At 63.9% G+C, this 12628-nt stretch carries 13 protein-coding genes; 11 read left to right on the forward strand and 2 right to left on the reverse strand.

All coding sequences use genetic code 11. The features are described 5' to 3' along the window. The first annotated feature begins 9 nt into the window (after positions 1-9). The 6 genes from OVA24_RS01185 to OVA24_RS01210 all read left to right on the forward strand — a co-directional run bounded on the left by OVA24_RS01185 (position 10) and on the right by OVA24_RS01210 (position 3343). Positions 10-369, forward strand: a complete 360-nt coding sequence (locus OVA24_RS01185; protein ID WP_267672674.1) for a hypothetical protein — start codon at positions 10-12, stop codon at positions 367-369. Between the two features lie 184 nt (positions 370-553). Beyond that, the gene (locus tag OVA24_RS01190) at positions 554-1168 is read left to right on the forward strand and encodes an OmpH/Skp family outer membrane protein (protein ID WP_267672676.1); all 615 of its coding nucleotides are present in this window, start codon (positions 554-556) and stop codon (positions 1166-1168) included. A 55-nt stretch (positions 1169-1223) separates the two neighbouring features. Continuing rightward, the gene (locus tag OVA24_RS01195) at positions 1224-1760 is read left to right on the forward strand and encodes an RNA polymerase sigma factor (protein WP_267672678.1); all 537 of its coding nucleotides are present in this window, start codon (positions 1224-1226) and stop codon (positions 1758-1760) included. Further along, complete coding sequence (locus OVA24_RS01200; protein ID WP_267672681.1) at positions 1757-2107, forward strand: hypothetical protein; 351 nt, start codon at positions 1757-1759, stop codon at positions 2105-2107. The genes OVA24_RS01195 and OVA24_RS01200 overlap by 4 nt, the downstream gene beginning before the upstream one ends. 88 nt (positions 2108-2195) lie before the next feature. Beyond that, positions 2196-2492 carry a transposase gene (locus OVA24_RS01205; protein WP_267670354.1) on the forward strand — a complete coding sequence of 99 codons (297 nt, stop codon included), beginning with the start codon at positions 2196-2198 and terminating at the stop codon, positions 2490-2492. A gap of 8 nt (positions 2493-2500) precedes the next feature. Continuing rightward, positions 2501-3343 carry an IS3 family transposase gene (locus OVA24_RS01210; protein WP_267675266.1) on the forward strand — a complete coding sequence of 281 codons (843 nt, stop codon included), beginning with the start codon at positions 2501-2503 and terminating at the stop codon, positions 3341-3343. Between the two features lie 318 nt (positions 3344-3661). Here the strand turns inward: OVA24_RS01210 and ilvN are convergent, their stop codons facing one another. Both ilvN and ilvB read right to left on the reverse strand, forming a co-directional pair. After that, positions 3662-4204, reverse strand: coding sequence for an acetolactate synthase small subunit (ilvN, locus tag OVA24_RS01215; protein WP_267672683.1), 543 nt, complete (start codon positions 4202-4204; stop codon positions 3662-3664). Positions 4205-4316: 112 nt separating this feature from the next. Next, positions 4317-6044: a biosynthetic-type acetolactate synthase large subunit gene (gene ilvB / locus OVA24_RS01220; protein WP_267672685.1), complete on the reverse strand. Its 1728-nt coding sequence runs from the start codon at positions 6042-6044 to the stop codon at positions 4317-4319. Positions 6045-6329: 285 nt separating this feature from the next. Here ilvB and OVA24_RS01225 point away from each other — a divergent pair, with 285 nt between their 5' ends. From OVA24_RS01225 to OVA24_RS01245, 5 genes are all read left to right on the forward strand, one after another. After that, a complete protein-coding gene (locus OVA24_RS01225; protein WP_267672687.1) occupies positions 6330-7565 on the forward strand; it encodes a hypothetical protein in 1236 nt (411 codons plus the stop codon). A gap of 2 nt (positions 7566-7567) precedes the next feature. Continuing rightward, positions 7568-8233 (forward strand): MotA/TolQ/ExbB proton channel family protein, encoded by a 666-nt coding sequence (locus OVA24_RS01230; protein ID WP_267672689.1) that lies wholly within the window; start codon positions 7568-7570, stop codon positions 8231-8233. Positions 8234-8249: 16 nt separating this feature from the next. Continuing rightward, positions 8250-8666, forward strand: a complete 417-nt coding sequence (locus tag OVA24_RS01235) for an ExbD/TolR family protein (protein ID WP_267672691.1) — start codon at positions 8250-8252, stop codon at positions 8664-8666. Positions 8667-8792: 126 nt separating this feature from the next. Continuing rightward, positions 8793-11642 carry a beta strand repeat-containing protein gene (locus tag OVA24_RS01240; RefSeq protein ID WP_267672692.1) on the forward strand — a complete coding sequence of 950 codons (2850 nt, stop codon included), beginning with the start codon at positions 8793-8795 and terminating at the stop codon, positions 11640-11642. Between the two features lie 13 nt (positions 11643-11655). Next, positions 11656-12540, forward strand: a complete 885-nt coding sequence (locus OVA24_RS01245) for an alpha/beta hydrolase (RefSeq protein WP_267672693.1) — start codon at positions 11656-11658, stop codon at positions 12538-12540. The last annotated feature ends 88 nt before the right edge of the window (positions 12541-12628 follow it).

Raw genomic sequence — 12628 nt, forward strand, 5'->3', positions numbered from 1 at the left:
CCCTGCGCGATGAAACCCTTGCTCATCGCCCACGGGATCGTGGCGCTCTGCCTCGCCTCCTGCGCGAAGGATGGAGAGGCGGCGAATCAGGATCCCCTGGCACCGGGCGCCGCCGGTGAGACCGCCGCGGCGGGCACTCCGGGTGCGACGACCGGAAAGCCGGAGAGAAAGAAGGAGGAAGTCTCCGAAGCCGTCGGTGATCCCCTCCTGCCCGCCGGGCAGACGGGCAAGGACGAAGGTCTGCGTCTGCCGAACATGCTGGGCCTGCCGGAAGACCGCGACCTCAAGGCCACCAATCCGACCACCACGGCTTCCGAACCGGAGCAGGGTGGCGTGATTTCCCGGCCTCCGGTCGAGAAAAAGGAGTGAGTTGGCGTGGCGAATTTCGTGAGAAATTCGGCTGGGTCGATGCCATCCGAAAGAATCGGCTCCTGTTTTTCACCGACTTCCCCCCAGCCGGAAGTCCCACGACTTCCGCTACCCCTCGGATGGTCACCCGATGCGGGCCTATTTTCCCGGGGGATTCCTCCTCCGCCGCGCGTTGATGGGGTGAATGAGACGCTTCCCCATCCTTTCCATCCTCTTCCTTTCCGCCGCCTGCGGGTTGCCGCCCTGCACCGCGCAGACCACTTCGCCGAAGATCGCCACGGTGGACATGCAGGTGCTCTTCAAGCGGCACCCGCTGACCCATGAGGCGGAGAAGGAACTCAGCGGGGAGCGAGCCCGCGTCCAGAAAGACAACAACGAGCGGGGCGCCCGCGTGCGGGAGGTGGAGACGGAACTGAACGCGCTGCGGAAGCAACTGGAGGACCCCACGGTGAACGAGGCGAAGAAGCAGGCGCTGTTCAAGCAATGGCAGATGCGCCAGCAGGAGGGCCTGGCCATGGAGCGGGAGCGGGTGGAGTTCCAGCGCCGCCGCACCCAGGCCATCAACGAGCGGATGGTGCAGAGGATGAAGGAGATCCTCGCGGAGATCCGCAAGCTGGTGGTGGAGCAGGCGAAAAAGGACGGCTACGACCATGTGCTGGACAGCTCCGGCCTCAGCACTTCGCAGGTGCCCATATTGCTCTACTCGAAGGACGCCACGGACATAACGGCCGGCCTGCTCGGCCAACTGGATGCCCTGCCGGAACCAGCCGAGGATACCCCCTCACCGGATCCCCAGTGAATGCGCGCGCTCGCATCCTCACCGGAACGCGCTATGTTTGCCTGAATCGACCGCCATGGAAACCCCCGCCCTCAGCCACGGACTGGCGCGCTGCGACGAAGCGGCATGGGCGCATTTCCACGAACGCTACTATGGATGGATCCTCAGCCGGGCGGTGTCCCGCGGAGCATCCGCCGGGGATGCGCCGGAGATCGTGCAGCGCGTTTATCTGCGTGTCCTGCGTCATGCCCGGACGTTCCGCGAAACGGATGACTTCGAGGCATGGCTGTGCTGCCTGACCCGCTGCGAGGTCATCGACGCGGCCCGCAGCGGCAAGCGCCGCAACTGGCTGGGGGAGAAGTTCCAGCACTGGCAGACGACGCGATCCGCCGGGCAGATCGACGCCCGCGGAGAACGGCTGGATGAGGCGCTGGCCCGGCTGGAGGACGTGGAGCGCACCCTCGTTTCCCGCCACTATCTGGAAGGTTGGTCGCAGGCGGAACTCGCCGAAGATGCCGGGACCACCGTGAAAGCCATCGAACGCCAGCTCTCCCGACTGCGACTGCGCCTCCGGGGCCACCTCAACCTGCCGGACCACCGCCGCCCCACATGAAAACCACCGATCCCAGAGCCAAGGAAGTGTGGAACCGCACCCTCGACGCCGTCCGCCGCGAACGCCGCCGACGCAGGACCCGCAGGGCGGCCCTCTCCGTCGCCGCCGTGATGCTGCCGGTGCTGCTGATGCTTTCCCGCAGGGAACCCACGCCCACCACGACGCGGGAAACGGAACCTCCCCCGGTTACGGTCGCGGAGCAGCCGGCGCTGGCGGTAATGGTCATCCGGGACGGCGTGCCGACCCTGGAAGCTCTGTCTCCCGGCGATCTGCCGGATACGGAGCTTCATCTCTCGCTCGCGCCGATCCTCGCGGACTACCGGGATCTTTCGGAAGAAAGGTTCTGAGTAAGGAGGGAGGACACTCCTGAGGTGAGTTAAATGGTTGGACCATTTGTCCCCGGAGAATAGAGGACAGTCAGAACCAACCATCCCCATGAGTGCCCAGTATAGTGATGAGTTCATGATCCGTGCCGTTGCCTTGATCGACGCCTGTGGATCGGTCACCGAGGTGTCCCGCCAGCTCGGCGTGGCGCGCAGCGCCCTCTACCGCTGGCGCGACAAGGCACGGAAGCCCGCCCCGCGCCCCACCTCCCCGCAAAAGGAAGCCGCCTTGGTTTCCGAGTTGCAGGCGGTCCGCCGCGAACTGGCCCGCCTCACCCAGGAGAACGACATTTTAAAAAAAGCCTCCGCGATCCTGGGCTCCTCTGTTCCACCCGATCCAGAACGCTGATCAAGGAGCTGCGGGAAAGCAGCGGGGCCAGCCTGCGCAGGATCTGCTCGGTGCTGGGTTTGCCGCGCAGCACCTATCACCACAAGCCCCGTCCTCCCGCGCAACCCTGGCCGGATCAGGAACTCGCCGCCCTCATCAGCACCATCTTCCACGCCAACCGCCGCTGCTACGGCTACCGCCGGATCGCCTGCGAATTGGCCAATCGTGGCGTCTCCTGCGGCTGGCAGCGGGCGCGCAGGATGATGCGCCGGCAAGGTCTCCACGCCATCCAGCGCCGGCGCTTCACCCCGAAGACCAGCGATGGCAAGGCCTCCCATCCCTGTGCCAACCTGCTTGCCAAACTGCCGCCACCCCAGGCTCCCGACCAGGTCTGGGCCGGGGACATCACCTTCATCCCGAGCCGTGAGGGTTGGCTCTACCTCGCCGTGGTCATCGACCTGTGGTCACGCCGGATCATCGGCTGGAGCCTGTCACGCTCCATCGACCGCGCGTTGGTCACCGATGCCCTGCGGCAGGCGCTCCAGAGCCGCAGGAAGATCGTTTCCACCATTTTCCACAGCGACCGGGGCAGCCAGTATTCGAGCACCGCGTTCAGGGCGATGCTTGCCGGATCAGGCCTGCGACAGAGCATGTCGCGGCTGGCCAATCCCTACGACAACGCCAGGACCGAATCCTTCATGGGTACCCTCAAAGCGGAAATGGCGGAGGAGGAAATCTTCAGGAATCTGGATGAGGCGCGGCAGAAGATCTTCAGCTACATCGATGCCTTCTACAATCCGAGGCGGCTCCATTCGTCGATCGGATACCTCAGTCCCAACCAATTCGAAGCCCGATTCCAGAGACAGAAATGAAGGACACCAGTGGTCCAATTTAGGGTTGCACCTCACTCCTGTCCTCCGGCGGCATTGGCAAATCATCATGGATTTACCGCGAAGCCGCAAAGGCTGCGAAAAGGCGTAAAGCCTATCTGCGGGCCTATCCAAGATTCGTTCCATTCGCAGGAAACGCAGCCAGCTCCTTCTCTTCCCTGAAAACTGAACACTGAAAACTTCTCCTCCTTTGTTCGCCAATGCCGCCGGAGGACAGGAGTGTCCTCCCTCCTTACTGAAAAGCGGCCTTTCCTTCCGGAAAGACCGCTTTGGGAGAGACAGGGAATTTCCTCCGCCGGATCAGGTGGGCTGTTCGCCGCGGGCCATGACCACCTTGCCGGTGCGCACGGTCTCGATGATCTGGAACTGGGAGAACATGCCCACGGCGGCGTCCAGCTTCGGGCTGTCACCGTTGATCATGACGATCATCGAGGTGGGGGTGAGATCGACGGTCTTGCCGCCGAAGTGCTCGGTGATCTGGAGCGCCTGGGAGCGCTCGGCAGGGGAGCACTTGATCTTGATGAGGATCATCTCCTTGGTGACGGAGTCCGCGGAGGTGTGCTCGAAGCAGTGGATCACGTCGATCAGCTTGTTGACCTGCATGATGATCTGGTTGAGCCCCTTCGGGTCGCCGGAGATGCCGATGGTCATCCGCGAGAAGTTCGGGTTGCGGCCTTCGGAAACGACGAGCGAGTCGATGTTGAAGGCGCGGCGGGAGAACACCTGGCAGATGCGCATGAGGACGCCCGGCTCGTTGTTCACGAGGATGGAGAGCGTGTGCGTGGCGCCGCGCGCGGCGGCGGGTTTCACGGGAGTGTCGGTGGTGATGATGGTTTGGGACATCGGAGAAAAGTTTTCAGTTACTAGTGTTCAGTTTTCAGGCGAAGCCTTGCCAGCTTCAGTGTCCGTCGCAGGCTTCCCTGAAAACTGAACACTGAAAACTGACAAACTTCGTTCACGTGGAACCGACGGGTTTCTCCATCTTGGTCTTCGGAGCCTCGGTGATCATGTCCTCCAGCGCGGCGCCGGCGGGGATCATCGGGAACACGTTGTCCGTCTTCACACACTCGGCGTGGATGAGGATCGGGCCGTCGTTGTAGGCCAGGGCCTTTTCGAGCTGCTTGGTGACATCCGCCGGACGCTTGATGTAGACGGACGGGATGCCGTAGGCGGCTGCGAGCTTGCAGAAGTCAGGGTTGCCGATGAGGTCCACACCGGAGGTGCGGTCTTCATAGAACAGCTCCTGCCACTGGCGCACCATGCCGAGGTAGTGGTTGTTGAGCACCACGATCTTGATGGGCAGCTTGTGGATGGCGGCGGTGGAAAGCTCGAACAGGGTCATCTGGAAGCCGCCGTCACCGGAGATGGAGATCACGGTCTTTTCCGGATGGGCGAGCTGCGCGCCGATGGCGGCGGGGAAGCCGAAGCCCATGGTGCCGGCGCCACCGGAGGAGAGCCAGTGGAAGGACTCGTGGTTCTTGTAGAACTGCGCGGCCCACATCTGGTGCTGGCCCACGTCCGTGGAGACGATGGCCTTGCCTTCGGTGAGTTCATACAGCTCGTCGATGACCTGCTGCATGCGGAGACCGCCCTGCTTCTTGTAGTTGAGCGGGAACTTCTTCTTGTAGCCGTCCAGCTTGGCGAGCCAGTCGGAGGTTTCAAGCGGTCCGATCTTCTCGTTGATCTCGGAGAGAGCGGCCTTCGCGTCACCGACGATCATGACGTCCGGCTGGATCATCTTGCCCGCTTCGGCAGGGTCGATGTCGATGTGGATGATCTTCGCGCTCTGGCAGAACTTCGAAGGCTGGCCGATGATGCGGTCGTCGAAGCGGGAGCCGATGTTGATGAGCAGGTCGCACTCGATCATCGCCTTGTTCGCGTAGGCGGTGCCGTGCATCCCGAGCATGCCGAGAGACAGCGGGTGGGTTTCCGGGAACACGCCCTTGCCCAGCAGGGTGCTGGTCACCGGCGCCCCGAGCGTTTCCGCGAGGTGGCGCAGTTCCTTGTCCGCACGGGCGATCATGGTGCCCTGACCGGCCAGGATGACCGGACGCTTCGCCTTGGAAATGAGGTCCGCGGCTTCCTTGACCTTGTCCTTGTCGATGTTGAACGAGGAAGAGGTGTCGTAGCCCGGAAGCTGGAACGGAGGATTCATCTCGCCGGTGAACGCACCGGAGGAAATGTCCTTCGGGATGTCGATGAGCACCGGGCCGGGACGGCCGGTGGTGGAAATGTGGTAGGCCTCCCGGGCGATGCGTGGCAGGGAGTTGGTGTCCTTCACCAGGTAGTTGTGCTTCACCACCGGAATGGTGATGCCGAAGATATCCGCTTCCTGGAAGGCGTCCTTGCCGAGCATCCAGGTCACCGTCTGGCCGGAGAGCACGATCATCGGCACGGAGTCCATCATTGCGGTCATCAGGCCGGTCACGGTATTTCCCGCTCCGGGGCCGGAGGTCACCAGCACGGCGGCCGGCTTTCCGGTGGCACGCGCATAGCCATCCGCCATGTGGACGGCACCCTGCTCGTGGCGGACGAGGATGAACTTCATCTTCGTCTTGACCGTTTCCAGTGCGTCGAAGATCGGGATGGCCGCTCCACCGGAGTAGCCGAAGATGTATTCGATGCCCAGGTCATCGAGCGTCTTGATGAGCGCCTGTGCGCCGTCGAGTTTCTCTTTGCTCATAAAAATTGGGGTTGGGCGGGCAACTTGTGACGATTTCCGGTGATAAGCAATTCGAAAATACGGAATTTTCAGCCAAACCCACCCTTAGAGCCTCCAACACCGTTACAAAAATCGACATTCTGAAACCAAATCACCCCAACCGGAGGTAACCTATCAGAAAAGTCATCCCCACAGGACGCTTCCGCAGGCTTTATCCGGAGAACCCCTTGCCGTGATGGCGGTTTTCCCTTGTGGGGCCTAATTCGCGGATTGCGCCCGGGGCGAAACACGGGCAGTTTCCCCGCGTTGGACGCGAGCGCTCCATACCCCCTTCCGAAGCGGGATGACGGACGTCTGTGGGCGATCGCCCTGGGGATCTCCCTGTTCGGGAACATCGTGATTTTCGGCATCGCCGGGTTCGCCACGCTGGAGGCGGAGAAGTTCCGCCGCACCCCGGACCGCCTGCGGGCGGCGACGGTTCCAAAAGAGGAGTCCACCGTCCTCATTTCCCCGGACATGCTGCAAGCGGTGAAGGAGGAGGAAAAGACCGCGCCCGCCTCCGCTGAGGAAAAGGCAGCCGCGCCCCCCCTGCGCCCGGCCGCCCCGCCGGATTTCACCCGGACGTCGGAAGACCAGCGCGGAAAGCGCCCGGACAAGCCCATGTTCATCGGTGAGCGGGACACGGAGGCGACCAGCGACACCACTCCGGATCCGAACGCACCGGCGATGCCCTCCCAGCGTGGCATCGCCCCGCGTGACGCGGCTGACATCGAAACCACGGAGAGCCGCTACCGGGACGGCAGGCTGGAGGAACCGGGCAGTCCCGCCACGGATCCGGCGATGGCCCCGACCCCGCCCGCTCCGGCGATACCACCGGCCCCGGACACGCCTGAAACCCCTGCCCCACCCAATGAGGCCGCCGCCCCGCCCCCCGCCCCATCCGAGGGCAAGGAAATCGCGGACGCGCCGGCACCCGCCGTTCCGGAGATGACGGACCTCCTCCAGGGGCCGAATCCCGTGGATGTGGAGGTGCCCAAGCCCGCACCGGAGAAAATCCTGCCGCCGCCACCGCCGACTACCCCGGCAAAGGAGAACGCCGCCAAGGTCACGCCCGAACAAAAGCCCCCTGCCACCGCGAAGGCCGAACCGAAACCCGGTGAGCCCGGTTTCCGGGGCTACCAGCGGAAGACTGCCATCCGTGGCTCCATCTCCCGCACCGGCCGCAGCGCGGTGGATGTGGCGGACAGCCCGCTGGGCCGCTACCAGGCCGTCATCAGCCGCGCCGTGGAACTGGAGTGGCAGCGCAACTGCGTGCGCCACCGGGATTTCATCACGCCGGGATTCCTCACCGTCCGCTTCTTCGTCGAAGCCACGGGAAAGGTGAAGAGCGTCCAGTTCGTGGGTGATATGCAGACCGGGGAGATCCAGAAAGGTTTCACCCTGAACTCCATCCGCGACGCGGAAATCCCCGCCATGCCCAAGGAGATCCGCGGCGACTACAAGGACGAGTCGCTGGAACTCATCTTCAATTTCTACTTCTGACCATGATCGACCCCGACCTCCCTCTCGCCGCCACCGCTTTCTCCGGATTCAAATCCGTCTGGGACTTCTTCCAGAAAGGCGGCATCTTCATGATCCCGCTGGTGATCACCTCCATCGTCGGGCTGATGGCGGTGGTCTTCAAGTTCCTGACCCTCTCCGGAGAGCGGGTCGTTCCGGCGAAGCTGTCACGGGACGTCGCCAACTTCGGCAGCCATGTGGCGAATGATACGACCTCCAACGTCGTCCGCGAGTTCCAGGAAGGGAAAAGCTCGCTCGCGCGGCTCGGCTCCGTCGCGGTGAAACACGCGGGCAAGCCGCGCGAACAGGTCACCGCCGCCGTGGAAGCCGCCGCACGGGAGGAAAGCGTGCACCTCCACTCCGGCATCGGCGTGCTGGATGTGGTCATCACCATCGCTCCGCTGCTGGGTCTGGTCGGCACCGCTTCGGGGCTGGTGGTCATCTTCGAGGGGCTGGGGGATTCCAGCGACCACCAGCTCATCTCACGCGGCATCGCGGAGGCGCTCAGCACCACCATCTTCGGCATCGCCATCGCCGTGCCAGCCGTCATCGCCCACAGCTATTTCTTCCGCCGCATCGAGAAACTCACCGCGCGGCTGGAGGGCCTGATGTCCGATCTGGCCCACACCGTCGCCAAGCCACAAGCCTGATCCCCACCGGACGACCATGAATTTCTACCGCCCGCAGAAGGTCCGGCATAACATCCAGGTCATCCCGATGATCGACATCCTGTTGATCCTGCTGATCTATTTCGCCGTCAGCACCGTCTTCAAAAAGCCGCGGGATGTCCTGCACATCGACCTGCCGACCGTGCGCGAGATCGCGTCCGACAGTGTGACGGAAACGCGCTCCGTCATCGGCGTGGATGCGCTGGGCAACATCCAGCTCGACGGGCTGGCGGTGCCGGAGGGCCTGCTGGAGTCCTACCTGGCCGCCTACCAGAAGCAGAACCCCGGCCGGAAGCTGGAGCTGGAGGCCGACAAGAAGCTCCCGCTCGAACGGCTGCTCACCGTCTGGGACGCACTGACCAAGGCCGGCATCCCGATCAAGGAAGTGCCCGCGCGGATCAAGCTGAAGGAGTGACAGGTCGGCCCCGGCTCGCGGAGACTTCCCTTTTTCCGTCGCTTTTGTGTTTGAAGTGAGCAGGCGGACCCCCTAGGTGGAATGGATCATTTGGACGGAACCCACCGTCATTTCCAGACCCATCCCATGAAACCCCCGCGTCGATTTCTTTTCCAGAACGCCCTTGTACCCGCCGGAGCCGTGCTGGCGGGTCTTTCCGTCATCTCCTCCGCAGAGACGCTCTACTGGGACACCAACGGCGCGGCGGATGGCTCAAGTTCGACCGGTTCCGGCGGTGGTGCGAATGGCTGGGGACCGCACTCGGTCTGGTCCACCAGCGCGCTGGGGAACATCGCCACCGTCGGCTACACCCAGGGCAGTGACGTGGTGTTCTCCGCCGGGACGAACGCGACCTCCGCGACGCAGACGGTCGTCCGCATCAACGGCGCGCAGAGCGCCAACAGCATCACCTTCGAGGAAGGGACCATCACGCTCAGTTCCGGGAACGCGAACGGGGATTTCCTGAATGGCGGAGGTTCCCTGTCCATCGGTGCCGGGGGGATCACGATGGCCGACGGGTTGAACGGCACGGCCACCATCGCCGGAGGACTCGGCACGCTGGTGCTGGAGGCCAGCCAGACATGGACCAACAACACGACGACCACCGCCCGGCAGTTGGTGGTTGATACCGCCATCGCAGGCTCCGCGGGCACCGGAGACACCGCAACGCTCACCTTGGCAGGGACCGGCACCGCGGAAAGCACGCTGACCGGCGTGATCGGAAACGGAGCGAATGGCGGCACACTGGCAATCACCAAGACAGGGGCATCCATCTACCTCCTCAGCGGAACAGCGGCGAACACCTACACCGGGCTGACGACCGTCAGCGGCGGGGTGCTGGGCCTCAACAAAACCGCGGGGGTCAACGCCATCACCGGAAATGTCTCGATCACCTCCGGCACACTGGACTGGCGGCAGCACAACCAGATGGCGGATACTTCCACCATCACCACCAGCGGGGGACGGATCAATTTCAACAGCAGGGCGGAAACGCTCGATTCCATCACCCTCGGCGGGGGCAACCTGGATACCGGCAACCAGGGTGCCAGCAATGTGGTCACCGTCACGAACTCCGTGAGCATGTCCAACGGCGCCAAGCTCACGGTGAACAGCGGAGGAAGGATTTCGGTGGGTTCACTGGCCATGGCGGGTGGCAGGCAGGCGCTGAATCCAACCACCGGCGGCAACATCCTCATCGGCGGCAACAGCACGGCGGTGGTCTCCACCCTCACGGTGGGCGCCGGCGGCCTTTCGATGAGCGGCCAGGACATCCAGTTCAACCTTACGGGTTCCGGTGGTCTCGGCAGCCAGATCGTCCTCAACGGAGACTTCACCGGTTCCGGCACCAACAACATCGGCTACGGGACCGGCGCAGGGAGCCAGCTCTCCAGCATCCAGCTCGGCTCCGCCACCCGCAGCCTCAACATCACCGATGGCACGACAACCATCGGCGTGCCGGTCGGTGGCACCGGGAGCGTCCTGAACAAGGACGGAGGGGGGCTCCTCGTCCTCACCGGAGACAACACCTACACCGGCCTCACGTCCATCAACAGCGGTGCCGTCCGGATTTATCACAACAATGCCCTCGGCAGCAGTTCCGGCGGGACAGAGGTGGCGGCGGGATCGGCCCTGGGCCTCTACAACAGCATCACCGTGACGGGTGAAACGCTGAAACTCACCGGTGTGTCCCTCGCATCCAGCAGCAGCGCGGGCCTGGTGAACGGCGGCGGCGACAACGTCTGGACCGGGAATGTCACCCTGGACGTCGGCGTCGGGCAGAACGTCCGCATCAGCTCCAACGCGGGCACCCTGGACATTCAGGGGGACGTGTTCATCGACGGTGGGACCGCGGCTGCCGGGAACTTCGGCCTGGTCATGACAGGAGGCGGTGGTGTGGCCACCATTTCCGGGGACATCAGCGCCGCCGGCAACAACCAGAACCTCATCAAGAACGGCTCCAGCACCTGGATCCTCAGCGGCAACAACACCTACAACGGGATCACACGGGTGGACGACGGCGTGCTGGGGGTTTCCTCCATCGCCAGCAACCTCGGTTCTTCTTCCGATCCCGTGAACCTGGGTGAAAACACCGCCACCGGCATCCTCCGCTACCTCGGCTCCGGAGAAACCGTGACCCGGGGATTTCTCCTGCGTTCGGGGACGACCGGTGGAGGCGGGATCGAACAGGCCGGCACCGGTACCCTCACCATCGCGGGCAACATCACCTCCAACAACAGCAGCAGCGGAAAGACCCTGACCCTTTCCGGATCCACCGCCGGAACCGGGGAAATCACCGGCAACATCACCAACAGCGGCAACTCCGCGACCAGTGTCACGAAATCAGGCACGGGCACCTGGAGATTGTCCGGAGCGGGCAACACCTATACCGGAACAACCACCGTCAATGGCGGCACGCTCATCGCCGCCAGCTCCCTCAACACCAGCACGAGCCTGTCCGTCACCGGCGGCACGTTCGCCTATGGCGCGAATGATGTGATCGGCAATGCGGTTCCCGTGACGGTGGGCGCGGGTGGAGTCATCCAGATGAACGGCTTCTCGGACGCTCTCGGCGTGCTGGCCGTCACGGGCAGCGTGGAGCTGGCACTGGGTGGTGGAAACAGCGTGGTTACCTTCGGGGACTCCAGTTCGGCGGACTGGACGGGCGGCATCCTCTCCATCACCGGTTGGTCCGGCTTGGCCGCAGGAGGCGGGGATGAGCGGGTGTCCTTCGTCAACCAAGGCCTGACGACGGACCAGCGCGGCCGGGTGTTTTTCGTGGATCCAGCGGGATTCGCCGCTGGCACCTACGACGCGGTCTTCGTCGGAAACGAGCTGGTTCCCGGCAACCTGATCCCGGAACCATCCGCCGTGTTGCTGGCCGCAGCCGGTCTCGGCTCCCTGGCCATCCGCAGAAAGCGCTCCGCGCGGAACGCATGATCCATCCCAATTCATGAAACCACTGCTTCTTCTGATCACCCTCGCGGGAATCGCCTCCGCCCAATACAAGAACCTCTGGCCGACCGAGGCACCGGGAGACCCGCAACGGGCCGCCGGTTCGGAAAAGGCGAACGCCCAGGGCCATCTCAGCCAGATCGAGGCGCCGCAGTACCAGACCTATCTGCCGGAGAAGGACAAGGCCACGGGAGCCGCCGTGGTCATCCTGCCCGGTGGCGGCTACGGCATCGTCGCGATCCAGCATGAGGGGCACGAGCTTGCGAAATGGTTCGCGGAGCGCGGCGTGGTCGGCGTGGTGGTGAAATACCGCGTGCCGAACCAATTCCCCACCCCCTTCCTCGATGCCCGCCGTGCGATCCGGACGGTGCGGGCAAACGCCGCCGAATGGGGCGTGGACCCGAAGAAGATCGGCATCATGGGCTTTTCCGCCGGGGGACACCTGGCCAGCCTCTGCACCACCCGCTTCAACGACACCTTTCCCGAACAGGAGAACCGCGACGAGATCGACAAGCAGAGCGCGCGTCCGGATTTCTCGATGTTGATCTATCCCGTCATCTCGATGGGCCCGGTCGGCCACAGCGGTTCCCGCAACAACCTGCTGGGACCGAACCCGACGCCGGAGCAGATCGAAAAGTACTCCACCGAAAAGGCGGTCACGCCGGAGACCCCGCCAGTCTTCCTGCTCACCACCGCGGATGACGTGGTCGATTGCCGGAACAGCCTCAGCTTCGCCGCCGCCTGCAAGGAGAACAAGGTGCCCGTCACGCTGCATCTCTTCGAAACCGGTGGCCACGGCTACGGCCTGCACGGCAAGGGTGAACTGGCGAAGTGGCCCGACCTGCTGGAAGGCTGGCTGAAGGCGAAGGGTCACGTGAAGTGAGGAGTCCCCGGACGGAGCGCGGACTTCAGTCCGCTTGGCTTCGCAAAGGACGGATTCCACGGGGCGGACTGAAGTCCGCGCTCCCATC

Origin of the sequence: Luteolibacter sp. SL250 (genome assembly GCF_026625605.1) — a bacterium.
In the GTDB taxonomy this organism is placed as follows: domain Bacteria; phylum Verrucomicrobiota; class Verrucomicrobiia; order Verrucomicrobiales; family Akkermansiaceae; genus Luteolibacter.

Bases quoted from the DNA above. Each gene is read 5' to 3' on its own strand.
- OVA24_RS01245 (WP_267672693.1), top strand. From the start codon at position 11,656: ATGAAACCACTGCTTCTTCTGATCACCCTCGCGGGAATCGCCTCCGCC.
- OVA24_RS01240 (WP_267672692.1), top strand. From the start codon at position 8,793: ATGAAACCCCCGCGTCGATTTCTTTTCCAGAACGCCCTTGTACCCGCC.
- OVA24_RS01195 (WP_267672678.1), top strand. From the start codon at position 1,224: ATGGAAACCCCCGCCCTCAGCCACGGACTGGCGCGCTGCGACGAAGCG.
- ilvB (WP_267672685.1), bottom strand. From the start codon at position 6,044: ATGAGCAAAGAGAAACTCGACGGCGCACAGGCGCTCATCAAGACGCTC.
- OVA24_RS01205 (WP_267670354.1), top strand. From the start codon at position 2,196: ATGAGTGCCCAGTATAGTGATGAGTTCATGATCCGTGCCGTTGCCTTG.
- OVA24_RS01230 (WP_267672689.1), top strand. From the start codon at position 7,568: ATGATCGACCCCGACCTCCCTCTCGCCGCCACCGCTTTCTCCGGATTC.
- OVA24_RS01200 (WP_267672681.1), top strand. From the start codon at position 1,757: ATGAAAACCACCGATCCCAGAGCCAAGGAAGTGTGGAACCGCACCCTC.
- OVA24_RS01190 (WP_267672676.1), top strand. From the start codon at position 554: ATGAGACGCTTCCCCATCCTTTCCATCCTCTTCCTTTCCGCCGCCTGC.
- OVA24_RS01235 (WP_267672691.1), top strand. From the start codon at position 8,250: ATGAATTTCTACCGCCCGCAGAAGGTCCGGCATAACATCCAGGTCATC.
- OVA24_RS01185 (WP_267672674.1), top strand. From the start codon at position 10: ATGAAACCCTTGCTCATCGCCCACGGGATCGTGGCGCTCTGCCTCGCC.
- ilvN (WP_267672683.1), bottom strand. From the start codon at position 4,204: ATGTCCCAAACCATCATCACCACCGACACTCCCGTGAAACCCGCCGCC.